This is a genomic window from Martinezella miluonensis (assembly GCF_900094545.1).
GTDB lineage: Bacteria > Pseudomonadota > Alphaproteobacteria > Rhizobiales > Rhizobiaceae > Rhizobium > Rhizobium miluonense.
The window spans coordinates 172,943-197,451 of record NZ_FMAH01000002.1; the positions used below are offsets into that span (position 1 = coordinate 172,943).

A 24,509-nucleotide genomic window follows, 5' to 3' on the forward strand; every position below is an offset into this window, starting at 1 on the left:
GCAGCTTTACGCGGATCGTATCACTTTATTGACACTTGCCTATGGCCGCGGCCATTTACCGCCACCAGCCGCCCGCTTCAGCAACGCACATGGCGGCTCGGCGAGTCCTGTCTCAGCAAGACGGGTCAGCGCATCCGAGACCTCCGCAAGTCCCCGCGCCTCGGCATAGGCCATCGGCCCGCCGCGCCAGCGCGGGAAACCATAGCCATGGATTTTAACGAGATCGATATCGGCTGCACGCAGTGCCACGCCCTCGGTCAGGATGCGCGCCGCCTCGTTGACCATCGGCAGGACGATACAGTCGGCAATCTCAGCCGGCGTCCAGTCGCGCCGCGGCATGTGCACGGCCTCTTCGGCGATGATCGCCGCCACTGTCTCGGAGGCTTGCGGCTTGCGCTCGCCAGGCTGGTAGTCGTACCAGCCACCGCCGGTCTTCTGGCCGTAGCGCTCCGCAGCGCAAAGCCGGTCGGCGATCGGGGCGAAAGGCGTTTCGCCGCGCGCCCTTGCGGCGCGGCGCTGGAAGGCCGCGATGTCCAGTCCGCCCAGATCCTGAGCCTCGAAAGGCCCCATCGGCAAACCGAAGGCGCGCATGGCGGCGTCGACCGCCGCCGGTGTCGCGCCCGAAAGCAACAGCCGTTCGGCCTGGGCGCGCGTGACCTTGAGGATGCGGTTGCCGATAAAGCCATCGCAGATGCCGGCACGGACTGGGATCTTGTTGAGGAGCCGTGCCAGCGCGAAGCCGGTCGCCGTCACGTCCGTCGCGGTTTCAGCTGCCGGTACGATCTCCATCAGCTTCATGATATTGGCCGGACTGAAGAAGTGCAGACCGAGGAAGCGCTCCGGGTGGACAATGCCCGACGCGATCGCGTTCGGATCGAGATAGGAGGTGTTCGTGGCGAGCACCGCGTCGGGCCGGCAGACCTCGCCGAGCCTTGCGAAGACCGCGCGCTTGACCTCAAGGTCCTCGAAAACCGCCTCGATCGCCAGGTCGACATCGGCTGCGGCAGCATAGTCGGCCGAACCCGTCACGCCGGCGATGCGTTCGGCGGCAATCTCGGCGCTGATACGGCCGCGTTTGGCCGAACCCTCGAAGATCGCCGCGACATTGGCAAGGCCGCGCTCCACTGCCACCTGATCACGTTCGATGAGGATAACGGGCAGGCCGGCGTCGCGAAGGGCGGCAGCAATCCCCGCACCCATGGTGCCGCCGCCGATGACGGCGGCCGAGCGGATCAGGCGCTGCTCGATGCCGGCAAGCTCAGGCGGCCGGGTAGCGGCGCGTTCGGCGAAAAAGACGTGCCGCAGGGCCGCCGCCTGGGTAGAACCGCGCAGCGAGAGAAAGGTCTCGCGTTCGAAGGCCATCGCCGTTTTGAAATCGCTCTCTGCAGCCTTGCGTAGGCAGGCAAGCGCGCGAAATGGCGCTTCCTCTCCCTTGGCCCGGGCGGCGACGGATGTCTTCGCCACCTCCCAGAAACTCGCTTCCGGCGAAGCGACGCTGCGCTCGCTGAGCGGGGCGGGCAGCGGCGCATTGGAAATGCCGCGCGCGAAGACGATCGCGCCTTCTGTCAGATCGCCCTCGACAATCGCGTCGATCAATCCGGCGGCGAGTGCCTTAACGGCTTTGACCGGCTGGCCGGTCGTGACCATCTCCACCGCAGTCTTAATACCGGCAAGACGTGGCAGACGCACGGTGCCACCTGCTCCCGGCACGAGGCCGAGGCGAACTTCCGGCAGCCCCATGCTTGCGTCAGGTGCAGCAACGCGGAAGCGGCACGCCAGCGCCACTTCGAAACCACCACCGAGCGCAGCACCGTGAATCGCAGCGACCCAAGGTTTTGCAGCGCTTTCGATCCGTGCCACGACGTCAGGCAAATGCGGAGGCTGCGGCGGCTTGCCGAATTCGCCGACATCGGCTCCGGCGATGAAGGTGCGCCCGGCGCAGCTAAGGACGACCGCCTTAACTGAAGGGTCGGCGTCGAGGGTTTCAGCCGCTTCAAGAAGCCCTTGGCGCAGTACCTGCGACAATGCGTTGACGGGCGGATTGTTGACGATGACGACGGCAATCCCGCCTTTCAATGCGATGGTGACCGTCATGGCTCACTTCCCCGTCTTTGGCCGGCGCCACATGGCAAGCCGAAACCGGTTTGCGACGAAAGCAGTGTCCGTGAGGCTGGCATTGCCGGCAGGATTGCCGCCGGTGACATGGAAGTCGCTGAATGCGGCGCTCTGGTTGACGAAGATGTTGCCGGTTAGATTGACCGAGAGGTTGACGCCGGCGGAAGCAAACGCATCGGCCGCTTCCTCGATCAGCGTCTCGTCGGTCGCATAGAGCGCTGCCGTGATCGCACCCTTGTGGCGGGCGAGCATGGAGGCTTTGGCAATTCCCTCCTTGCCGCTCTCGACAGCAATGACGAAGGTAATTGGCCCGAAGCGTTCTTCGTTCTGCACCTCGCTGGAAGCTCCGTCGACGGCGACAATCAGCGGGGTTGCGCTGCGCGCGCCGTCCAGCCCGGCAAGGGTTTCCGAATCGCGCATGATCCGCCCGAGGCCGCGGGCCACCTCGACGCGGGCAAGCGTTGCGGGGTTCGCGATCGCGCCGCAGACGCCGGCCGCGCGCGCCGGGTCGGCGAGTAGCTCGTCGATGGCGGCGGCAACACCGCCTGCAACCTCGTTGAAGCTCTTGTGCCCCTCATTGGTGTCGATGCCCCCGCGTGGCACGTAGATATTCTGCGGCGAAGTGCACATCTGACCGCTGTAGAGCGATAGCGAAAAAGCGACGTTGGCGCACATGCCCTTGAAATCGTCTGTCGCGGCGATCACGATCGAGTTGACGCCGGCCTCTTCGGTATAAACCTGTGCGTCGCCGGCATTTGCGCGCACCCATGCGCCGAAGGCGTTCGAGCCGGTGTAGTCGACGATGCGCACGGCCGGATGCACCACGAGTGCGGCGGTGATCGGCGCCTCGGCCCGGTCTGCGGCGAGCAGCACGACGTCGGCGGAGTAGCCCTGCTCTTCCAATACGGCGCGAGCAACCACAACCGTCAGCGCCAACGGCAGGATCGCGCCGGGATGCGGTTTGACGATTACGGTATTGCCGGTGGCAAGGCTCGCGAAGAAGCCGGGATAGCTGTTCCAGGTCGGAAACGTCTGGCAGCCGATTATCAGCGACACGCCGCGCGGCACGACGCGCCAGTGCTTTTCGAGAACGATCGGCTCGGCCTTACCCTGCGGCTTCGACCAGACAGCGCTCTTCGGCGCGCGGGTCATTTCGGCATAGGCGTAGGCGACCGCTTCGAGGCCACGATCCTGCGCATGCGGGCCGCCCGCCTGGAAGGCCATGGCGAAGGCCTGGCCCGTGGTGTGCATCACCGCATTCGCCATTTCGAAGCTCATGCGGTTGAGGCGGGAAAGGATTTCGATGCAGATGCCGGCGCGCGCCTCCGGCGTGGCAGCGGCCCAGGCCGGCGCGGCTTCCAGAGAGGCGGCAACCAGCGTTTCAGCACCGTTCGCCGGATAGGAGATCCCGAGTGCCGGGCCATAGGGGGAGACTTCCGCCCCGACCGACCCGGTCGCGGGATGACGGGGAAGAGAGAAAGGCCGGTTCAGCCGCGCCTCATAGGCCTGAAGCCCCTCGTCCTTGGCCGTTTCACCATAGATCTTGCCACTCGGAACTTCGGGATAGGCCGACCAAAAACCGCGATCGCGCGCCGCGGCCAAAGCCGCCTCCAGCGTCGCCCGATGTCGGTCGAACAAAGTCTCCATGCTGGCTTCCTCCCTGTCTGTGTTTTGTATAATTGACTGACCGGTCGGTTTATGCAAGTATTTTTTCGGAACCCGCCGGGACTGGCCGGCGGCAGGAGGAAACCATGCCAGCTACCGATACCGTTCTTTCCGTGCTTGCCGACGGCGTTCTGACGCTGACGCTCAACCGCCCGGACAAACTCAACTCCTTCAACGAAGAGATGCATCTGGCACTGCGCGCCGGCTTCGAACGGGCGCATGCCGACGATGCCGTCCGCTCCGTTCTTCTGACCGGCGCGGGCCGCGGCTTTTCCGCCGGCCAGGACCTCGGCGACCGCGATCCGCGCAACGGCGTCCCCGATCTCGGCCACACCATCGAAACATTCTACAATCCGCTGCTCCGGCTGATCCGCAGCCTCGACAAGCCGATCGTCTGTGCCGTCAACGGCGTGGCCGCAGGCGCGGGCGCCAACATCGCCTTTGCCTGCGACATCGTGCTTGCGGCACGCTCCGCCCGCTTCATACAGGCCTTCGCCAAGATCGGCCTGGTGCCGGATTCCGGCGGCACCTGGAGCCTGCCGCGCCTGATCGGCGAGGCCCGCGCCAAGGCCCTGGCGCTGACCGCTGAGCCGCTCTCGGCGGAAACCGCGGCCGACTGGGGCTTGATTTGGCGTGCCGTCGACGACGAGACGCTGCTGGCGGAAGCCACGGACCTTGCCAAAAAGCTCGCTGCTGGCCCGACCAGAGGGCTCGGCATGACCAAGCGGGCAATCCAGGCCGCAGCCACCAATTCGCTCGACGAGCAGCTAGACCTCGAGCGCGACCTGCAGTGCGAGGCCGGCCGCAGCGCCGATTACGCCGAGGGTGTCACTGCCTTCCTGGAGAAGCGTAAGCCGGAGTTTACGGGACAATGAGTGCGGCAGAGACCATGAGCCCGGATCAGCTTGCCCGCGCCTGCGCCGACGCCATGTGGAGCGACGACCGTGCGACGCAGCGGCTCGGCATGCAGATCGACAATGTCGCGGCGGGAACCGCCACCCTATCGATGACGATCACCGCTGACATGGCGAACGGCCACGGGATGTGCCACGGCGGCTATATTTTCACGCTCGCCGACAGCGCCTTCGCCTTTGCCTGCAACACCTACAATCAGCGCACGGTGGCGCAGCATTGCACCGTCACCTTCATCGCTTCCGCCTTTGAGGGCGACCGCCTGACAGCAATGGCGCGCGAAGTCTCGCGGCGCGGTCGAGGCGGCATCTACGACATAACGGTCATGAACCAAAAGGGCGAGACGCTCGCGGAATTCCGCGGCCACTCGCGCACCATCAAGGGCACGCATCTGCCCGAAGAGAGCTGAACGTCAAGCGCCCGCATTTGGGTGCGGTCCCGCAGTCTCGTTCATTTGGATTTCGGAGGAGAAATACATGGAAAATCTAGTCCCCCGCCCCGGCGATCTCGAGCCGATCGAAAATGCCTCGCGCGACGAACTCGCCGGCCTGCAACTGGAGCGGATGAAATGGTCTCTCAACCACGCCTACGAGAACTCGCCCTTCTATCGCTCCCGGTTTGACGAAGCAGGCATGCATCCCTCCGACCTGAAGACGCTGGGCGATCTCGCCAAATTCCCCTTCACGACCAAGCAGGACCTGCGCGACACCTATCCCTTCGGCATGTTCGCCGTACCTCGCGAAAAACTCTGCCGCATACATGGCTCGTCAGGTACCACCGGCAAGCCGACCGTCGTCGGCTATACGAAGAAGGATATCGACACCTGGGCGACGGTGGTTGCGCGTTCGATCCGCGCCGGCGGCGGCAGGCCCGGCGATATGGTGCATGTGGCCTACGGCTACGGCCTCTTCACCGGCGGCCTCGGCGCGCATTACGGTGCCGAAAAGCTCGGCTGTACGGTGGTGCCGATCTCCGGCGGCATGACCGAGCGTCAGGTCACGCTGATACAGGACTTCAAACCGCGCATCATCATGGTCACGCCCTCCTACATGCTGTCGATCCTCGACGAGTTCCGCCGTCAGGGCATCGACCCGCGCTCAAGCTCGCTCGCGATCGGCATCTTCGGCGCCGAGCCCTGGACGAATGCGATGCGCGAGGAGATCGAACAGGCCTTCGACATGCACGCCGTTGATATTTACGGGCTCTCCGAAGTGATGGGGCCTGGCGTCGCCAGCGAATGCGTGGAGACTAAGGACGGACTGCACATCTGGGAGGATCATTTTTATCCCGAGATCGTCGATCCGGTTACCGGCGAAGTGCTGCCCGACGGCGAGATGGGCGAGCTGGTCTTCACCACGCTGACCAAGGAAGGCCTGCCCATCATCCGCTACCGCACCCGTGACCTGACCCGGTTGCTGCCGGGAAGCGCCCGCAGCATGCGGCGAATGGAAAAGGTCACCGGCCGCTCCGACGACATGATGATTCTCCGCGGCGTCAACGTTTTCCCGACGCAGATCGAGGAGCAGATCCTGAAATGTCGCGGACTTGCTCCCCATTTTCAGATCGAGCTTTCCCGCTCCGGCCGTATGGACAATATGACGGTGCATGTGGAATGCACGCCGGAAGCGGCCGATGAAGCGGCGCGCGCCGGCTCTGCCAGGGAGCTCGCGCACCACATCAAAAGCGTCGTTGGCGTCAGTACCAGGATAGAGGTGCAGACACCCGGCACAGTCGCGCGATCCGAGGGCAAGGCAAAGCGGGTGGTCGACAACCGCCCCAAGGAATGAAGGGGTCATAGCGGTCCCTTACGACGGACGTCTCCACGAAAGCCGTCCATTGCATCAAAGGGTGCGCAGGTTCATGGCTTGCGCACCTGCTCGGGCTGACGAATGATTCGAAGCCGAGCGATTCCCCCGGCGATCGACGCCGGCTTTTTGCCCTCACGGGCAGGGAGAAACGAGAAGACGATAAGGACGAGTATGGCACGCACACGCGCAATCGACTTTGAGGAAAAACAGCGGGGCATCCTGTCGAGCGCTGCCGCGGTCTTCGCCGAGATAGGTATGGAAAAGGCCTCGATGGCGATGATCGCCTCGCGCAGTAACGTCTCGAAGGCTCTGCTCTATCACTACTATCCGAGCAAGGATGCGCTGATCTTCGACATCATCCGCACCCATCTGGTCGAACTCGATTCCGCCATTGAAGCCGCCGACCAGCCGGATGCGGAGCCTGAAAAGCGGCTGAGGCTCCTTGTGCGGCAGATGCTCGAAAGCTACCGCGACGCGGACGACCACCACAAGGTTCAGCTTAACGCCAGCGGTACGCTTTCCGCCGAACAGATTACCGAGATCCAGTCGATCGAGCGGCGGATCGTCAAACGCTTTTCAAACATCATCCGCGACATCAATCCCGACCTAAGCCGGGAGCGGCCGCTTCTCATGCCTGTCACCATGTCCCTCTTCGGCATGATGAACTGGGTTTACATGTGGTTCCGGCCGGATGGCCCGATCAGCCGCGACGAATATGCTGACATCGCAACGACGTTGGTGCTCGAAGGGGTGAAGGCGGTCAGGTAAATCCATTTTTTCCGGCAGTCTCCCAAGACGAGACCTTGCCTATTGCCGCCCCTCAATCCCCAAGCTTCAGCCGCGCCAGGATCAGCGGATCATATTGAGGCGCGCGAACGCGCTGGCGGTTGGGCTCGGGCGCCGCGAGCGGTTCCGCCGGCCGCAGCTTGTCTTTGGCCTCGAGCGCCAAGCGTTGGTAGACGCCGGTGCCTTGGCGCTTCCAGGCGATTTCCTTTTCGCTGAGCTCGCGCAGGACGCGGGCGGGAGAACCCACCGCGAGGCTGTTTGGGGGAATTTCCGCCCCGGCCTTGACGAAGGCCATGGCGGCGACGATCGAATTTTCGCCGATAATCGCCTCGTCCATGACCACGGCATTCATGCCAACCATGGCGTTGCGGCCGATCTTGCAGCCGTGCAGCACGGCTCCGTGTCCAATATGGCCCTCTTCGCCGATGACCACCTCGAGATCGGGAAAGCTGTGGACCACGCAAGTCTCCTGCACGTTGGAGCCGGCGCCCAAGACAATGCGGCCGAAGTCGCCGCGCAGGACCGCCGCCGGGCCGACATAGCAGCCGGCACCGACGATCACGTCGCCGATCACCACCGCCGCCGGGTGCACGAAGGCCTCCGGATCGATCACCGGCACGATGCCGTCATAAGCGTAGATCTGGGCCATGTCTCTCCTCCGATCGGCGCTCGCGGCCGCAGGGACGCGGCCGGAAACCGTTGATGTTTACCCTCGGGTCTTCGCCACCATGGTCAGCACATCGTACTGCGCCACAGTCTCGCCCTTCTGGTTGCTGACGCGGCAATCCCAGCGCACCTCGCCGTGGTCGGCGTTTTCGCGCGGGTTGATCTCCTTGGCTGTAAGCCGCACCTTCAGAGCATCGCCCGGATAGACCGGGGTGAGGAAGCGCAAGCTGTCGACACCATAGTTGGCAAGCACCGGACCCGGCGCCGGGTCGACGAAGAGGCCGGCGGCGAAGGAGGCGATGAGGTAGCCGTGCGCCACTCGTCCGTCGAAGAAGGGATTGGCGCGGGCCGCCTCCTCGTCCATGTGGGCGTAGAAGGTATCACCCGTGAAGTGGGCGAAATGCTCGATGTCTTCGAGTGTCACGATGCGCTCGGCCGTCTCCAGCTGGTCGCCGATCTTGAGTTCCGCAAGTGATTTGCGGAAGGGGTGCTCGCCGTGGGTGTTCGCCGGCGCGCCGGCCAGCCATCGGCCGGTGACGGCGGAAAGCAGCGCGGGCGCGCCCTGGACGGCCGTACGCTGCATGTAGTGCTTGACGCTGCGCATGCCGCCGAGTTCCTCGCCACCACCGGCGCGGCCCGGACCGCCATGGACGAGACCCGGCAGCGGCGAGCCGTGACCGGTCGAAGTTTTGGCGCTGACGCGGTTGCCGATCAGCACGCGACCATGGAACGGCGCCATGCCGATGACGACGTCCTCGGCAAAATGCGGGTCGTTGGTGAAGACCGAGGCAACGAGGCTTCCCTTGCCGCGCTTGGCAAGCTCAATAGCCTCTTCCACCGTGTCGTACGGCATGACGGTGCTGACCGGGCCAAAAGCCTCGACATCATGGACGGCGCGCGCGGAGGCGGGCTTGTCGCAATAGAGGAGGACTGGATTGAGGAAGGCGCCGGCTTCCGCATCGCCGGAGACGACACGCGGATTGCCGGGATCACCTGCGACGATCTCGGCGTCGGCGGATAGGTCGCGAATGCGGGCGCGCACTTCCTCGCGCTGGTCGAGGCTGGCGAGCGGGCCCATGCGCACACCTTCTTCGGCAGGGTTGCCGAGCGCAGTCTTGGCGAGCCGATCGCCAAGTGCTGCGACCAGCGCGTCGGTATAGCGGCGCGGCGCGATGACTCGACGGATGGCGGTGCACTTCTGCCCGGCCTTCGCGGTCATTTCACGGGCGACCTCCTTGACGAAGAGGTCGAACTCCTCCGTGCCGGGCGCGGCGTCGAGACCGAGCACGGCAGCGTTGAGACTGTCGGCCTCCATGGTAAAGCGGACGGAATTTGCGACGATCGCCGGATGGGTCTTCAGCCGCCGGCCGGTCGCAGCCGAGCCGGTGAAGGTGACGACGTCCTGATCGCCGACATAGTCGAGCAGATCGCCGACAGAACCGCAGATGAGCTGTACCGCGCCTTCCGGCAGGATACCTGTCTCGACCATCCGCCTGACCATCAATTCCGTGAGGTAGGCGGTCTGGCTGGCGGGTTTGACGATCGCCGGCAGACCGGCGATCAGCGTCGGCGCAATCTTTTCGAGCATGCCCCAGCAGGGAAAGTTGAAGGCGTTGATATGGACGGCGACGCCTTCGAGCGGCGTGAGGATGTGCTGGGCGGAAAAGCTGCTGTCCTTGGACAGCAGCTCCACGTCGCCGTCTGTCAGCACGCGGGTGTTCGGTAGCTCGCGCCGGGCCTTGGAGGCGTAGGAAAGCAGCGTGCCGATACCACCCTCGATGTCGATCCAGCTGTCGGCGCGGGTGGCGCCTGTCGCATAGGACAGTGCGTAGAATTCCTCCTTTTGCTCCATGAGCGCCAGGCCGAGGGCCTTCAGCATGGCAGCGCGCTCGTGGAAGGACATACGGCGGAGCGCGGCTCCCGCCTTGTCGCGGCCGTAGGCGAGCGCCGCCTTGAAGTCGAGGCCGGTGGAATCGATCAGCGCGACCGGGGCGCCGGTCGCCGCGTCGAGCAGCGGCACGCCTTCCTTCGCGCCGGCCGCCCAGCTACCGCAGACATAGCTTTCGAGCCGACGTGGCGCCTGTACGTTGATGGTCATCTCGTGGTCCTTCCTATGTCAGTTCAGCGGCAGGGCGGAAAGCGCGCTTTCGACCGCGCCTTCCCACTGCGCAAGCATTGTCTCGTTGGGCGTATGACGCAGGCCGAAACGGGAGAGCGTCTCGTAGCGGACCGAGCCAGCCAGACCGAAGCTTGCCGCGACGCGCGGGCGCCAATAGGCGAGCGAGGCAGCGATTTCGGCGCGGCCTTCCGGAGTTTCCGCAATGCGCTCCAAGCCGGCGAGCGCCAGTTCGGTATGGCGCGCCTCGCGCGGCAGGATAATGCGGAAGACGTCGGCGAGCGGCTGATAGGAGACGCGCGCCAACTCGTTGAGCTGGATGACGGAAGCCTTGCCCATCAAAAGGTTCATGACCACAGCGTCCACCCAGCCGGCGAGCGGATAGTGGAAGACGGAAAGCCGCATGTCGCCTTCGCGTCGTGCCGCGCCGATATCGGCGTCGCGAGCGACGCGCGCCGCCCATGGATAATGGTTGGCATAGCGGCGCGTATCGACACCGAAGGAACCCATCACCTCCAGCACCCGGCCGGCATGATCGGTCTTTTCCAGCACGATACGGGCAGCCGAAATGCGTTCCTTGATGCCCGGCGCATCATTGATGATGTCGGCAAAGCCGGCGGCACCCGCAAGCTCGCTGTCGACGAAGCTCGCCATCAGCCTCAAGAGTTCGCCGCGATAGCGCGCCGGCACATTATCAGGCGAGGTCAGCATGCCTCCTTGCGCCAGATAGTCTTCGATCGGCATCACATCATCGGACATTGCATTTCTCCCAATTCTCTCTTCCCTTCTTCGTGGCCGGAAGAAGAGGACGTACTTACTGGTCGTAGCTCACCACGATGCGGTCGGTCAGCGGGTAGCACTGGCAGGTGAGCACATAGCCCTGTCGCACCTCGTAATCCTCGAGCGCGTGGTTGACCTCCATTTCCACCTCGCCTTCCAGCACCTTGGCGCGACAGGTGGAGCAGACGCCAGCCTTGCAGGCGTAGGGCGCGTCCATCGCGTTTTCGAGCGCGGCGTCAAGCAGGCTCTGGCCGTGCTTCGGAAAGGTAAAGCCGCGGGTCGCGCCGTCGAGGGTGACGGTCGCATGGCAGGTGGCGTCGCGGTCGGCGCCGGCTGCGCTTTCGGCTTTACGCCGCGCCCGGCCAGGCTGAGAAGACGCAAACAACTCGAACTTGATCTGCCCGTCGGAAAGGCCATGGTTGCGCAGCGCCGCCGCAATTGCCAGCATCATCGGCTCGGGGCCGCAGATGAAGGCGGTATCGACGGACTTCAGGTCAATCCAGTGCGAGAAGAGGCCTTCGCATTTTTCGGCATCGATACGGCCAGTGAAGAGGTCGATATCCTGCGCTTCGCTTTCAAGCACGTGGATAATTGAGAAGCGTCCGAGATAAATGTTCTTCAGGTCATCCAACTCTTCGCGGAACATGATCGAGCTGATCTGACGGTTGGCGTAGACGAGGGTGAAGCGCGAGCGTGGTTCGCGGGCGAGCACGGTCTTGATAATCGAGAGCACCGGCGTAATGCCGCTGCCGCCGGCAAAGCCGAGATAGTGCTTTGCCTTCTCCGGCTCCAGCGCGGTGAAGAAGGCGCCCATCGGCGGCATCGCCTCCAGCGTGTCGCCGATCTTCAGCTCTTCGTTCGCCCAGGTTGAGAAGCAGCCGCCGTCGACGCGCTTGATGCCGACGCGCAGGAAGCCTTCATCGCGGCCGGCGCAGATCGAATAGGAGCGGCGCAGCTCCTCACCCTCAAAGGCTCGCCGGAAGGTCAGGTACTGGCCTTGCGTGAAGTCGAAGGCGGCGCGGTCCTCCTCGCTCGGAACAAGGGTAACCACCACGGCGTCGCGGGTCTCGCCGCGGACATCGGCGACTTGAAGGGAATGGAAACGTGCCACGATTTGGGGCCTCACTTATTGCGGCATCGCTCAGATGCACTTGAAATAATCGAAGGGTTCCAGGCACTCCGCGCAGCGATAGCTCGCCTTGCAGGGCGTCGATCCGAACTGGCTGATCTTCTCCGTCCGCGTCGAACCGCAGCGCGGACATTCGATCATCAGGTTCGAGCGGCCGGCGAGCCGGTCGATACGCTTCATCAGGGTCCCGTCAGCGGCGGTGCCGTCGACCGGTGGGGCAATCCCGTAGACCTTGAGCTTGTCGCGGCCCTCTGCACTAATCCAGTCGGTGGTCCAGGCAGGTGACAATTGCCGTTCGAGCCGGACCTTGACCACACCGCGCGCGGCAAGGGCTGCCTCGATGTCGAGGTTGATGATGGCGGTCGCCGGACAACCCGAATAGGTCGGCGTCACCGTCACCACCAGCGTCCCGTCATCCCACCGCACGTTGCGGATGATACCGAGATCGGTGAGCGAAATGACCGGGATCTCCGGGTCGGGGACCTCGGCCAGCCATTGCCATACGGTTTCCGTCGAAGGCTGCGCCATGATCCTCCCTCCCTACCAGGTCGCGCCCGGATAGGCGCGCTGCAGGAACTGCATCTCGGTGAGGATGAAGCCCAGATGCTCGGAGTGGACGCCGCGCTTGCCGCCCTTGTGCATGTAGCCATCGGCCGGCTTCTTCAGCGTGGCTTCAGCAAGCGCCTCGGCAACGATTTCGTCCCAGCCGGCCTTCAGGCTTTCCGGCTGCGGCGCAACGCCCGTTGCCGCAAGGGCAGCATCGCCCGCGTCGCCGATGAACATTTCGCCCGTATAAGCCCATAGCCCGTCGAGGGCTGCCTGCATACGGCGGTGGCTTTCGTCGGTGCCGTCGCCGAGGCGGATCACCAGGTCGCGGCTGCGCTCCAGATGGTAGGCCACCTCTTTCGAGGCCTTTTCGGCGATCTCCGCGATGTGCCGCTCGGCCGAGCCCTTGAGGGCATTCAACATCTGCAAGTGCCAGGCGTCGAACAGGAACTGGCGCATCAGCGTCTGGCCTATGTCGCCGTTCGGGCGCTCTACGAGCAGCAGATTACGAAAGTCGAAGCCGTCGCGCAGGAATGCGAGATCGTCAGCGCTCCGGCCCTTGCCTTCAATTTCTGCAGCAAGGCCGAGCCAAAGCTGCGTCTGGCCGATCAGGTCAAGCGCTACGTTGGCGAGCGCGATATCCTCCTCCAGCGCAGGCCCGTGTCCACACCATTCGGAGACACGGTGGCCGAGGATGAGGGCATTGTCTCCCATTCTCGTCAGGAACTCGGTGAGCACCGCCTTGTCGACGGCCGTGTCGGTCGCTGTCGCCATCACATGTGCCCCACTTCGTCTGGAATGTCGAAGAACGTCGGATGACGGTAGACCTTGGAGTTCGACGGCTCGAACAGCGGGCCCTTGTCCGATGGCGCGCTGGCGGCGATATCCGAAGAGCGCACGACCCAGATGCTGACGCCCTCATTGCGGCGGACATAAACGTCGCGGCCATTGTTGATGGCCATTTCGGCATCCGGCGCGTGCAGGCTGCCGACGTGGCGGTGGTTGAGGCCGTGCTGGCCGCGGATGAAAACTTCCCAGAGGGGCCATTCGCTCGACATGAATTCTCTCCCTTGAAACTATGACTGCTTGCCGCTCATTCCGCCGGCATCCGGGCGGCACGCCGCGCATCCGCCTTCTCGGCGTGGGCGACCAGCCCGTCACGGAACCAGGCGCCTTCGTCCCAGGCGGACTTGCGGGCGTTCAACCGCTCGGCGTTGCATGGGCCGTTGCCGGCGATAACGTCGAAGAATTCGCTCCAGTCCGGCTCGCCGAAATCATAGCCGCCCTTATTCTCATTCCATTTGAGGTCCGGATCGGGAACGGTGAGACCGAGATATTCGGCCTGCGGCACGGTCTGGTCGACAAACTTCTGGCGCAGCTCGTCATTGGAGTTCTGCTTGATCTTCCAGGCCATCGATTGGGCCGAATGGACCGAAGCGTCGTCGGAAGGACCAAACATCATCAGCGACGGCCACCACCAGCGGTTCAGCGCATCCTGGACCATCGCCTTCTGCTGAGGCGTGCCCTTCACCATCTTCATCAGGATGTCGAAACCCTGGCGCTGGTGAAAACTTTCCTCCTTGCAGATGCGCACCATGGCCCGCGCATAGGGGCCATACGAACAGCGCTGCAGCGGTACCTGGTTCATGATCGCCGCACCGTCGACCAGCCAGCCGATCGCGCCGATATCCGCCCAAGTGAGCGTCGGATAGTTGAAAATCGAGGAATATTTCGCCTTGCCGGAATGGAGCTGGCCGTACATCTCGTCGCGGCTGATGCCGAGCGTTTCGGCGGCGCAGTAGAGATAGAGGCCGTGGCCCGCTTCGTCCTGTACCTTGGCGAGCAGAATCGCCTTTCTTTCCAGTGTCGGAGCACGCGTGATCCAGTTGCCTTCTGGCAGCTGGCCGACAATTTCGGAATGGGCGTGCTGGCTGATCTGGCGCACCAGCGTCTTGCGGTAGCCTTCCGGCATCCATTCCTTCGGTTCGATCTTCTGGCCGGCGTCGATACGCTCCTGGAAGTCGCGCTCGACGGGATCCATCTCGTCGAGGCTGCGGACGCGGGCGGTGTCGGTCTTCACCATCTGTGCGTACATGGTTCTATCCTTCTGCTTTCGCGCGATCAGACGCGCTCAAGAATGATGGCGATACCCTGGCCGACGCCGATGCACATGGTACATAGCGCATGGCGTCCGCCCTGGCGGTCAAGCTGATAGGTGGCAGTGGTGACGAGGCGCGCGCCGCCATGCCGACAGCGTCCATGCCGGAGCAGCAGAGGCGATTGACGGTTGCACCCGGGATCGAGATCGGCATGCCGGACAGCAGCACGGCCATGCGTGCGACATTGCGATTGTCTTCGCCGGCCTGGTTGGCGCAGCCGTAGATGACATCCTCGACCTTCGCCCAGTCGACGTCCGAATTGCGCTTGGGGAGATGGGCGAGCGGGACGGCCGCCAGATAGTCAGCGCGCGCCGAAGCGAGCGCTCCGCCATAACGGCCGATCGGCATTCTCACCGCATCGCAGATGAAAGCTTCGGACATGCATTTCCTCCCGCTGCATCGCCGCATTCGGCCGGAAATAAATTAACCGACCGATCGGTCATGTATTACCACCGGAAACATCACAGTGCAACGCAATTTTTTGACTTTTATGTAATGTTTTACAGAGTGGCTATATTCCGATTTTAACACAGAGGCGCTCAGCGAGCGATCTTCCGTCGAAAATGACCACCAGGTGCGAGACAATCTGCCTGCACGCTGGCTTGAGGATGAGGGATGGGGAAACCCTGCAATTCGGGTCTTTCCCTCTGCCGATCGTCAGAAGGGTGCGCGCACTCTTAAAATCTCGAGCCGCGCCTTCAGCCGGCCCCCTCCCTGCGGATGAGCAAGGCGATCGGGTGAACTAGACTGAGGCTCGGAACCCGAGCATCTCGGCTCGGCGCCGCGTATCATCACTCTCTTCGGCGAGCGGTCCCGAGGCGGTGACGAATTGGTTGGCAACATGCCGGTCGGCAGTGGGAGAAAGCGCGAGATAGAGTTCGGCGAAGAGGCGGCGAGCGGCGTCGCCCGGCCAATCCGCCGGCAAGGCGGCGGCCGGCAGCCGAGGATCGCGGAGCGCGATGGCACGGAACTGATGCACGAGCAGGAGCCGTGCTGAAAGGGCGGTCTCAGCGTCGGTGGGCAGGTCAGCGGCGAAAGTTTCCGCGACAGGCGTAAAACGGGAAAGGAAGGCGCGATAGGCTTCCGCATGCGGGGCGAGATCCCAATGATCGGCGGCAAACGCGGTAAGCTCCACCTCGCCTTGCGCCACGTCGGCACGAAAGACGAGCGCCGGGACGACGCCAGGCAGCGACCGCCTCGGCCCGACCGCAAGCCTTGGCCCGAGGCGCGCCATTCCCACGCGCTCCAGCGCCTGCATTTCTTCTTCGAGGTTGACGCCCGCCGGGCGCACAAACTGCCACCCTTCGGCCTGCTCGTGCCTGAAGAGCACGGCGGCGGCGGCGCTGAATTCCGCGCGGGCGGCCGGGGAAAGACGATAATAGCTTCGCCGCCCCTCGCGCTCGCCGAGGAGCTGGCCGGCCGAGACGAGGCGTGACACGGCGGTGCGCACCAGCGTCTCGCTGATGCCGACACCGGCGCAGGTCTCGATGAGATTGCCGATCCAGACCACGCCGCCGCGCGGCTCGACGATGTCGCCGTAGATGGTGACGATAAAGCTCGCTGCCGTCGGCGGCCGCTCGACGACAATCCGCTTAACGAGTTCGCAGATGTCCTCTTTCGCCGCCTCAACCGCCATTCTGCTCATCCTTTCGACTTGCCCTCCGCTTTCCGCATAGCACACTTCGTCCGGCCGTCCAGCGCTGTCGTGAGCCAGAGACAGCAGGGCTCGCACCTCACACATCCGCCGCTCGACAGCATCGAAGTGGTCTTCGACCCTTCCAAACCAAATTGCTCATCGCTCCAGCCGGCTTGCTGAGCGGTCTTTGAGGCGGCGTCGGTGACGTTTCCGGAATTAGCAGTTGCGTCCCTGACCAAGCAGCGTGCTCTGACACGAAGTGGGAGCATCCGTGGACCCGCAATCAGCGCCAGTTGCCCAGCGCAGATCCTGCCGGACAAGCGCTCAAACGATCGCCCGTAGCCAAGCCGAGAAAGTTTCGATGTCCGGTGCACGTGACGTGTGGGCCATCGCAACGAGGTAGAAGCCGTAGCCGGGCAACGAGAGCGGATGCGCCTTCACCAGCACTCCACTCCTCAGTTCATTGCTGACGACCACGTCGCTGCAGATCGCAATCCCCTGGCCCGCCACGACGGCATCGATCGCGTGCAGTTCCTCACGAAAGCTCAGATCCCACGCTTTGTCCGTTTCCAGGCTTGGATCAATCGAACGCGCCGTGGTCAGCCATTGTTGCCAAGTCGGAGCGCCAGGATCCCGGTTCATCCAGTCAAAATGGATCAGCGGAAAGCGCAGGAGATCGGCAACGCGTTGGATCGACCGCCCATCGCTCGCCAGCAAGCGAGGACTGCAAACCGGAAAGAACGTGTCGCGAAAAACCTCTTGCGCAACGAAGTCCTGTGGCGGCCTGCGCGCATAGCGGATCGCAACATCGGCGGCGCCGGCCCGCAGATCGAGCACCGCATCGGTCCCGATGATCTCCAATGGGACGGTCGGGTTTTCCTCTCGCCATTTCGACAGGCGTGGGACGAGCCATCGACTTGCAAATGCATTCGGGCTCGTAATCCGCAACGGCGCCCGGGCATCGGGTTCGGCAACCGCGGCGATTGCGCCAGCGAGCACATCAAAGCCATTGCGCAGCCCTGGAAACAGCCGTGCACCGGCTTTCGTCAGCAGGAGAGGTCGCGGCCGGCGCTGAAACAGCTTGTAACCACAGGTCTCCTCCAGCAACCGGATCTGGTGGCTGATCGCAGTCGACGTCACCCCAAGCTCGGCCGCGGCGAGCTTGAAGCTGCCATGCCTGGCCGCGGCCTCGAAGGCGTGCAGCGAGCGTAGGGGCGGAAGGTTCCTCATGCCGCCAATCTAGATGAATTTCTCTCATCCAGCACCTGAGATCTTTGGCTTTGCTGCAAGTTGCAGACAGTGAGACGATATTCCCACTCGATAGGAGGCGACATCCATGAATGTAGAGCAGCCTGCTAACACTTCCTTAGGCGCAGTCCTTGCGTCCACCCCAGCCCTTGAGCAGCTGCGGCAAGACCTCCGCGGCGACCTGGTGCTGCCGGCGGATCCCACCTATGAGCAGGCGCGCCGGGTCTGGAATGGTGCGATCGACAAGCGGCCTGCCGCGATCGTCTTTTGCGCCGACACCGACGATGTCATCAAAGCGGTGACCTTCGCGCGTGTGCACCGCCTCCTTGTCGCCGTTCGAAGCGGCGGTCACAATGTCGCGGGCCTGTCCTTGTGCGACGATGGCATCGTGATCGATCTGTCGCGCATGAAAGGAATGCAGGTCGACCCCGAGCGCCGCATAGCCCGGGCCGAGGCGGGGCTCAATCTGGGCGAGTTCGACAGGGCCACGCAGGCTCATGGCCTGGCAACGACGATGGGCGTCAACAGCGACACCGGCATCGCCGGGCTCACCCTCGGCGGTGGGTTCGGCAAGCTTGGGCGCAAACATGGCCTGACCTGCGACAACCTCATCGCCGCCGAAATCGTGACCGCGGACGGCACGCTGCTGAGGACGAGCGCCTCCGAGCACCCCGACCTGTTCTGGGGACTGCGGGGCGGCGGCGGCAATTTCGGCATCGTGACGGCTTTCGAATATCGGCTTCATCCCGTCGGCCCGGCACTGCTGGTCGGCTCCGTCCTTCACAGTTACGACCATGCCCGCGGCGCGATGAAGTTTTATCATGAGTTCTCCCGCCAGGCGCCCGATGAACTCAGCGTTGATGCCGCACTTGTAACAACACCATCGGGCGACCGATTCTTCAGCATCTCAGCGTGCTATGTCGGACCGCAGGAGGCGGGCGAACCGATCCTTGCTCCGCTCATGAAGTTCGGCTCGCCGGTCGAAAGCAGCCTCGCCGCGCGGCCTTATCTTCAGATCCAATCGGGCGGCGATGCGCTTTTTCCGCGCGGGCGCCGCTACTATTGGAAAGCCCAGTTCCTCAACCATATCGGCGATGGCATCATCGATGCGCTCCTCGACACCTATGCAAAGGCGCCGTCGCATGCATCGCTGCTGGTCTTTCAGCAGGTCGGTGGCGCAATCGCCCGAACCTCAAAATCGGATTCGCCGTATGTGAACCGTGACGCCCTCTACGACTGCTTCCCGATTGCCATTTGGGATGCTCCCGCCGACGATGAAGCCAATATGCGTTGGGCCCGCGAGCTGTGGAGCGCCGTCAGGCCATATTCGACAAGCGGCGTTTATGCCAACAACCTGGGGGACGAGGGCGAGGACCGGGTGCGCGACGCCTATGGTGAAAACTATGCGCGCCTTGTCGCACTCAAAAACAAATACGATCCGACGAATCTTTTCCGCCTGAACCAGAACATCAAGCCAACGGTTTGATTCGTGATGTTGCCGAGGCCGAGATTCGCAGCCGCTGGAGCATTCTTGTCGGCTTGCAATCGTTGCTGCCATGATGGCGATATATCGCTTCTTCGCAGCAGCCAGTTCGGGAATTGTCGCGAAGGCGTCACCACCTCATGAGTCTGAGTGCCTTGCACGCGGATCCTGGCATCTGTGCAGCGATCGACGCTGCCGAAAGGGTCTTTATCCGAGACTTTAAATAGTTTCTTCGGCGGTTATCCTATCCTCGAGCGCGCGGCATTGATGCTCGCAATGAGATTTTTGATAACGGATGGTCAGCCGGTCGCTTTCCACCGATGCAGATCAGGCCAACACCGTCAGAGGCGAACAACAGCGGCAACTACCTTCGTCAAGTCGAAAGGCGCTGCCTGGATTACTGGACATCCCATTTCCCTTTCCGTTTGCGTGTTCCTTTACAACCCGACCGCAGACATACCGGCAATATTGATAGGGGCGAGTTCGCGTCTTCGCAAAGCGTCGAACAAAGACATGTCTGTCTCATCAGGAGTGAAGGGGTCCAATGCGGCGAATTGAATACATTGATGCGGTTATTTGCGATTTGGGCAAAAATTCCCGATCGATGCCGTTATTCGCAAAATATTCAGCGTTTTCCGGTAGGGCAATCGCAATGAACGGTCATGCGGTGATACTTGATGATCAATGAATTGGATATGCCGACGGTGCTCTTCCTGCAGAAGACATCCTATATCGCGGGCGCCTTGACCTTAGGCTACTTACGGCTCACTTCGACGGAAAGCCGTGGCGTCGGACTTCTCGCAGCGAGTTTTGTCGTTCTGGCTGTGGCTTCGACCTCAGCCGGGCATGCCGAAACTCATCCTGCGTTTTACGGACCCCTGAGCCTGATGAGCATTGTCCTTGCCGTGCTTGGGTATTCCCTGCTGGGCTTGGCATTTGTCCTGATCAGCGACCCTGCTAGAAAAATCAAGATCGGGCTTGCGCTGCTACCCGCCGCGTTAACGCTGGCGGCAGGCGTTGTCACGGCATTCCATCTAAACAACACCTATCGGGCGTCCGCCTTCAATTTTCTCGCTTGCCTGACAATGGCCGCCACCGCGCTTGTTGTCTTCATGGATGCGCACCGCGAGCCGCTCCCGATCCGCAAGCTGGTGGCGGCAATACTTGCCGCCTATAGTCTCCTGTCGCTGACCATGGCGTTGGAGTTCTCCTTGAACTCGTTCGCTCTGCTCGACGTGGCAAGCGGCTTTTTCCTGATGATCCTATCCAAGTTCGTGCTCGCGATTGCCATCGTAATTTTCATTAGCGAGCGGCAGCATATCAAGATCAGGCATCTGGCCGAACGCGACGCTCTCACGGGCCTCTATAACCGCCGCTTCTTTAACGAAAATGTCTCCAAGCAGCTGCGAAATGGCGATGCCATTCTTTACCTCGATATCGATCATTTCAAACAGTTGAACGATCGTTGGGGCCATGCCGCCGGCGATGAAGTCCTCGCGAAAATGGCACAGGCGGTGCAGTCGATGTTGCCACCGACCGCTCTATTCGGGCGCCAGGGAGGAGAGGAGTTCATTATTTTCCTTCCGTCTGGAGCTGGAGATCCATTGCTCCTGGCGGAGCGGGTGCGCAAGGCATTGCCAGAAATACGGTACCTTCGCCTCGGCCCCGATGTCAGCGTGACAGCGAGCATTGGTATCGCACGGGCGAGCAATGACCGTTCATCCCTTCCGGAGCTATGCAGGGAGGCCGACCGCGGCCTTTATCTGGCCAAAGCGGCTGGACGAAACCGAGTTTGCGACACCGATACCGACCATATTCCCGAAAACTATCTGCGATTGGGATAAACAGCGTAGTCACGTTGTTCGGCGTTAATTGAGCGGCGCGAATCTTGGATTCATATTGCCCTTGAAAAGGGCCAGGTTTGATTGTAGCTGCTTGTACATGGGCAAAATCTATCGAATCGCACTGAGCAAATTGCTCCTTCTTGTGCGGCTGGCGATCATCGTATCGCTGGCAGGATATACCTTGTCCAACGCGAATGCCGCCATGCACGGTTCGGCATTTCCCGAAGTCCGCGCTGCGGGGCAGATGGTTCACGGCGATCATCAAGCCGTGCAGGAGCAAGCCGCCGATAATCATCGCGATGATACGTCCGGATTGGTGAAAGATAAGATCGCCAAGCAGGAATACTGCAAGGATTTCTGTATCGGCTACGGCATCATCTGCAATGGCTATGATGTCGGCGGATTTGCCGTGTCGTCCATTCGCCAGTTTGTCGACGATCAGCGCGCGCTCGGCGAAAAACCCAATTTCGATCGTCCCCCGAATATCTGAATAGGATTCGCCCGCATCTGACGGGTTCGCATGGCTTTTGCCGGGATTTTTCCCGCAACGGCCGTTGGCAATCTCCTATTCGGATTTCTAAAGATGAGACCTTCCATAGTCGTGGTGGGGCTGCCCTTGTTCGTCGGCGGCTGCGCATCCACTTTTCCTCCTGACGTTGTCCCGTCATCGGATGTCGCACAGACGCGTTCTGTCGCTCCCTTCCAATACAATCCCCCTATCTCGGGCTACATCCCGCGCAAGCCTATCGATGCCAAGCCCTGGCGCCAACAGAACGACCGGCAGTCTCCAGCCAAGGGAGATGCGTCATGAGCTTAATTCGAACGCTTGCAGTGGTTGCCGTATTTCCAATCATTCTCGGCGGCTGTGTCAGCGGTGCCGAATATGCCGGGAAGGACGCCGGCTTCTCCACTGTGTCGACTTCGACCAGATCCGCGATGGCGAAGGACGCCGTCTGGGTTCAAAACCAGCAGCAGGCAAAGGCGTTGTCCGCGCAGACCAAGGCTCTCCTTTCTCGCGAGAAGAGCCTGGATGTCGATACCGCGGTCCAGATCGCGCTCCTCAACAACAAGGGCCTTCAGGCCGCCTATGCCGATCTCGGCGACGGCGCGGCGGATGCTTGGCAGACGACCATGCTGCTCAATCCGACGGCCTCCGTTGGCCTGAAAGGTATCGGCACGCCCGAGCTTGAAGCATTCAAGACAATCGAGGGGGCGCTCACAGCCAATATCCTCGCACTCATGACCAAGAAACGCGATGTCGCACTTGCCGACACGCGCTTCCGGCAGGCGCAGCTCAATGCCGCGATCGAGACGCTGCGTCTGGCCGCCGATACCCGCCGCGCCTGGATAACGGCCGTTGCGGCCGATGAGAACGTTGCCCAGCTCCAGCGTGCGCAGACAGCCGCCGATGCGGCCTCGGAACTGGCGGAGAAGCTGGGAGAAACCGGAGCAATGGCGAAGGGTGCGCAGGCTCGCGAGCATGCGTTCGCGGCCGAACTTGCAGGAGAAGCGGCCAAGTCGCGGCTGGCAGCCCGGCTCGCCAAGGAAGAACTGACCCGGCTGCTCGGACTTTGGGGGCCGGACGTGAACTATCGGATACCGAACCGCCTGCCGCCTCTGCCGAAGACGATCGCAAAGCGCGACACCATCGAGGCGGATGCGCTTCGCAACCGGATCGATCTGAAGGTTGCGAGACTGGAGCTGGAGGCGTCCGCACAATCCTACGGCCTGACGGAAGCCACCCGCTATGTCACCGACCTGGAGCTCACGACTGGACTCGAGGCCGAGCGCAGCCGCGAGGATGGGGCCAAGAAGGTCGACTTCACGGGATCGGCCGATATCGGCTTTGCCATTCCCATTTTCGACAGTGGCAAAGCCCGCATGCGGAAGGCGGAGCTGGCCTATATGCGCTCGGCCAATCGACTTGCGGAAAAGGCTGTGAACGTCCGCTCCGAGGCGAGATCGGCCTATGAGGCCTACCGCTCAAGCCTCGATATCGCCCGTCACTATCGCAACAATGTCGTGCCGCTGCGCAGCAAGGTCGAGGAGCAATCGCTCCTGACCTACAACGGCATGATCACCAACACTTTCGAGCTGCTCACCGACACGCGCGAGACGATCAACGCCCTCGTGCAGTCCGTCAACGCCAAGCGCGACTTCTGGCTCGCGGAGGCCAATCTCGCTCCTGCCATCTATGGCGGCGGCTCTTCCCCCGGCCCCTCCGAAACCGCAGCCGCCGGCTCCGACGAGTAGAAAGGATATCTCAATGTTCAACAGAAGACAGTTCTTCGGCGCGGGAGCCGTCATGCTCGCAGCTGGCGCATGGACCAAAACGTCAGCCATGGGATTGCCCGAGGCTCCCTCCATGGCGTCTGCAGACATGCAGCCACCCATTCATCCCTCATCCGGACCGGATTACCAGCCGGTCGTAACACTCAACGGCTGGACCCTGCCCCACCGCTTGAACAACGGCGTCAAGGAGTTCCATCTTGTCGCCGAGCCGGTGGAGCGCGAGATGGCCAACGGCATGACGGCCTATCTCTGGGGCTACAACGGCCAATCGCCCGGCCCGACGATCGAAGCGGTGGAAGGCGACCGGGTGCGCATCTTCGTCACGAACAAGCTGCCGGAGCATACGACCGTCCACTGGCATGGCATGATCCTTCCATCGGGCATGGATGGCGTCGGCGGCCTGACGCAGCCGCACATCCCAGTCGGCAAGACCTTCGTCTACGAGTTCGATCTCGTGAAGTCGGGCACCTTCATGTACCACCCGCATTCGGACGAGATGGTGCAGATGGCGATGGGCATGATGGGCTTCTTCGTCGTCCATCCGAAGGACCCGAAATTCATGCGGGTCGACCGCGACTTCGTCTTCCTCCTCAACGCCTACGATATCGATCCCGGCTCCTATGTGCCGCGCGTCATGGAAATGACCGACTTCAACATGTGGTGCTGGAACAGCCGCGTCTTTCCCGACATCACGCCACTTGTCGTCTCGAAGAATGACCGCGTGCGCGTGCGCGTCGGCAACCTGACGATGACCAATCATCCGATCCATATGCATGGCTACGACTTCGAAGTGACCTGCACCGACGGAGGCTGGGTCAGGCCCGAAGCACGCTGGCCCGAGGTCAGCATCGATATCCCCGTCGGCGCCATGCGGGCCTATGAATTCGACGCCAAATACGGGGGTGACTGGGCGATCCATTGCCACAAGTCGCATCACACGATGAACGCCATGGGACATGACATTCCGACCTTCATCGGCGCCGACAAATCCAAGCTCGCCGCCAAGATCCGCAAGCTTCAGCCTGATTACATGCCCATGGGCACCAAGGGCATGGCCGATATGGGCGAAATGGAAATGCCCATACCCGAGAATACCGTTCCCATGATGACCGGATGGGGTCCGCATGGCCCGATCGAAATGGGCGGCATGTTCTCGGTCGTGAAGGTCCGCGAGGGTATCTCCGCGGACGATTACTCCGATCCGGGTTGGTACGAAAACCCGCCAGGAACGCAGGCCTGGGAATGGACCGGTGACATGCCGGAGCAGACTAGAGCGAAGGATGCCAACACCCAGATTACTTCGAAGCCGACCAAACAATGACAA

At 62.5% G+C, this 24,509-nt stretch carries 22 protein-coding genes and 1 pseudogene; 10 read left to right on the plus strand and 13 right to left on the minus strand.

Annotated elements, in window-relative coordinates; all coding sequences use genetic code 11:
* Positions 1–39: 39 nt before the first annotated feature.
* Positions 40–2,094 (minus strand): 3-hydroxyacyl-CoA dehydrogenase NAD-binding domain-containing protein, encoded by a 2,055-nt coding sequence (locus GA0061102_RS03210; RefSeq protein ID WP_092843974.1) that lies wholly within the window; start codon positions 2,092–2,094, stop codon positions 40–42.
* 3 nt (positions 2,095–2,097) lie between these two features.
* Complete coding sequence (gene paaN / locus GA0061102_RS03215) at positions 2,098–3,762, minus strand: phenylacetic acid degradation protein PaaN (protein ID WP_092843975.1); 1,665 nt, start codon at positions 3,760–3,762, stop codon at positions 2,098–2,100.
* 104 nt (positions 3,763–3,866) lie between these two features.
* Here paaN and paaG point away from each other — a divergent pair, with 104 nt between their 5' ends.
* The 4 genes from paaG to GA0061102_RS03235 all read left to right on the plus strand — a co-directional run bounded on the left by paaG (position 3,867) and on the right by GA0061102_RS03235 (position 7,268).
* Positions 3,867–4,655 carry a 2-(1,2-epoxy-1,2-dihydrophenyl)acetyl-CoA isomerase PaaG gene (gene paaG, locus GA0061102_RS03220; protein WP_092843976.1) on the plus strand — a complete coding sequence of 263 codons (789 nt, stop codon included), beginning with the start codon at positions 3,867–3,869 and terminating at the stop codon, positions 4,653–4,655.
* A complete protein-coding gene (gene paaI, locus GA0061102_RS03225; RefSeq protein ID WP_092843977.1) occupies positions 4,652–5,101 on the plus strand; it encodes a hydroxyphenylacetyl-CoA thioesterase PaaI in 450 nt (149 codons plus the stop codon). The genes paaG and paaI overlap by 4 nt, the downstream gene beginning before the upstream one ends.
* A 67-nt stretch (positions 5,102–5,168) precedes the next feature.
* Positions 5,169–6,479, plus strand: coding sequence for a phenylacetate--CoA ligase PaaK (paaK, locus tag GA0061102_RS03230; protein ID WP_092843978.1), 1,311 nt, complete (start codon positions 5,169–5,171; stop codon positions 6,477–6,479).
* A gap of 192 nt (positions 6,480–6,671) precedes the next feature.
* Positions 6,672–7,268, plus strand: a complete 597-nt coding sequence (locus GA0061102_RS03235) for a TetR/AcrR family transcriptional regulator (RefSeq protein ID WP_092843979.1) — start codon at positions 6,672–6,674, stop codon at positions 7,266–7,268.
* Positions 7,269–7,320: 52 nt separating this feature from the next.
* Here the strand turns inward: GA0061102_RS03235 and GA0061102_RS03240 are convergent, their stop codons facing one another.
* From GA0061102_RS03240 to GA0061102_RS03295, 11 genes and pseudogenes are all read right to left on the minus strand, one after another.
* Positions 7,321–7,935, minus strand: coding sequence for an acyltransferase (locus tag GA0061102_RS03240; protein ID WP_092843980.1), 615 nt, complete (start codon positions 7,933–7,935; stop codon positions 7,321–7,323).
* Positions 7,936–7,992: 57 nt separating this feature from the next.
* Positions 7,993–10,050 carry a phenylacetic acid degradation bifunctional protein PaaZ gene (paaZ, locus tag GA0061102_RS03245; RefSeq protein ID WP_092843981.1) on the minus strand — a complete coding sequence of 686 codons (2,058 nt, stop codon included), beginning with the start codon at positions 10,048–10,050 and terminating at the stop codon, positions 7,993–7,995.
* An 18-nt stretch (positions 10,051–10,068) separates the two neighbouring features.
* Positions 10,069–10,827 carry a Phenylacetic acid catabolic protein gene (locus GA0061102_RS03250; protein ID WP_092843982.1) on the minus strand — a complete coding sequence of 253 codons (759 nt, stop codon included), beginning with the start codon at positions 10,825–10,827 and terminating at the stop codon, positions 10,069–10,071.
* A 55-nt stretch (positions 10,828–10,882) separates the two neighbouring features.
* Positions 10,883–11,959 (minus strand): 1,2-phenylacetyl-CoA epoxidase subunit PaaE, encoded by a 1,077-nt coding sequence (paaE, locus tag GA0061102_RS03255; protein ID WP_092843983.1) that lies wholly within the window; start codon positions 11,957–11,959, stop codon positions 10,883–10,885.
* A 30-nt stretch (positions 11,960–11,989) separates the two neighbouring features.
* Positions 11,990–12,505 carry a 1,2-phenylacetyl-CoA epoxidase subunit PaaD gene (gene paaD, locus GA0061102_RS03260; RefSeq protein ID WP_092843984.1) on the minus strand — a complete coding sequence of 172 codons (516 nt, stop codon included), beginning with the start codon at positions 12,503–12,505 and terminating at the stop codon, positions 11,990–11,992.
* A gap of 12 nt (positions 12,506–12,517) precedes the next feature.
* A complete protein-coding gene (paaC, locus tag GA0061102_RS03265) occupies positions 12,518–13,297 on the minus strand; it encodes a 1,2-phenylacetyl-CoA epoxidase subunit PaaC (protein WP_092843985.1) in 780 nt (259 codons plus the stop codon).
* Positions 13,297–13,581, minus strand: a complete 285-nt coding sequence (gene paaB / locus GA0061102_RS03270; protein ID WP_092843986.1) for a 1,2-phenylacetyl-CoA epoxidase subunit PaaB — start codon at positions 13,579–13,581, stop codon at positions 13,297–13,299. Before paaB ends, paaC begins: the two co-directional genes overlap by 1 nt.
* Positions 13,582–13,616: 35 nt before the next feature.
* Positions 13,617–14,618 (minus strand): 1,2-phenylacetyl-CoA epoxidase subunit PaaA, encoded by a 1,002-nt coding sequence (gene paaA, locus GA0061102_RS03275; protein ID WP_092843987.1) that lies wholly within the window; start codon positions 14,616–14,618, stop codon positions 13,617–13,619.
* Between the two features lie 136 nt (positions 14,619–14,754).
* Positions 14,755–15,063: pseudogene (locus GA0061102_RS03285) on the minus strand (thiolase family protein); the annotation flags it as partial.
* Between the two features lie 361 nt (positions 15,064–15,424).
* The gene (gene paaX, locus GA0061102_RS03290; RefSeq protein ID WP_092843988.1) at positions 15,425–16,318 is read right to left on the minus strand and encodes a phenylacetic acid degradation operon negative regulatory protein PaaX; all 894 of its coding nucleotides are present in this window, start codon (positions 16,316–16,318) and stop codon (positions 15,425–15,427) included.
* 324 nt (positions 16,319–16,642) lie between these two features.
* Complete coding sequence (locus GA0061102_RS03295) at positions 16,643–17,548, minus strand: LysR substrate-binding domain-containing protein (RefSeq protein WP_092843989.1); 906 nt, start codon at positions 17,546–17,548, stop codon at positions 16,643–16,645.
* A 106-nt stretch (positions 17,549–17,654) separates the two neighbouring features.
* On the opposite strand from GA0061102_RS03295, the gene GA0061102_RS03300 reads away from it, so the two are divergent.
* The 6 genes from GA0061102_RS03300 (at position 17,655) to GA0061102_RS03325 (ending at position 24,506) form a co-directional block, all read left to right on the plus strand.
* Positions 17,655–19,052, plus strand: a complete 1,398-nt coding sequence (locus tag GA0061102_RS03300) for an FAD-binding oxidoreductase (RefSeq protein ID WP_092843990.1) — start codon at positions 17,655–17,657, stop codon at positions 19,050–19,052.
* Positions 19,053–19,726: 674 nt separating this feature from the next.
* Positions 19,727–20,893, plus strand: coding sequence for a GGDEF domain-containing protein (locus tag GA0061102_RS03305; protein ID WP_092843991.1), 1,167 nt, complete (start codon positions 19,727–19,729; stop codon positions 20,891–20,893).
* Positions 20,894–20,990: 97 nt separating this feature from the next.
* On the plus strand, positions 20,991–21,383 hold the full coding sequence (locus GA0061102_RS03310) for a hypothetical protein (RefSeq protein WP_092843992.1): 393 nt from the start codon (positions 20,991–20,993) through the stop codon (positions 21,381–21,383).
* 93 nt (positions 21,384–21,476) lie between these two features.
* Entirely contained in the window at positions 21,477–21,704 is a 228-nt protein-coding gene (locus tag GA0061102_RS33390; RefSeq protein ID WP_092844248.1) for a hypothetical protein, read from the plus strand.
* Positions 21,701–23,146 carry a TolC family protein gene (locus GA0061102_RS03320; protein WP_092843993.1) on the plus strand — a complete coding sequence of 482 codons (1,446 nt, stop codon included), beginning with the start codon at positions 21,701–21,703 and terminating at the stop codon, positions 23,144–23,146. The genes GA0061102_RS33390 and GA0061102_RS03320 overlap by 4 nt, the downstream gene beginning before the upstream one ends.
* Before the next feature lie 13 nt (positions 23,147–23,159).
* Complete coding sequence (locus tag GA0061102_RS03325) at positions 23,160–24,506, plus strand: multicopper oxidase family protein (protein ID WP_092843994.1); 1,347 nt, start codon at positions 23,160–23,162, stop codon at positions 24,504–24,506.
* The last annotated feature ends 3 nt before the right edge of the window (positions 24,507–24,509 follow it).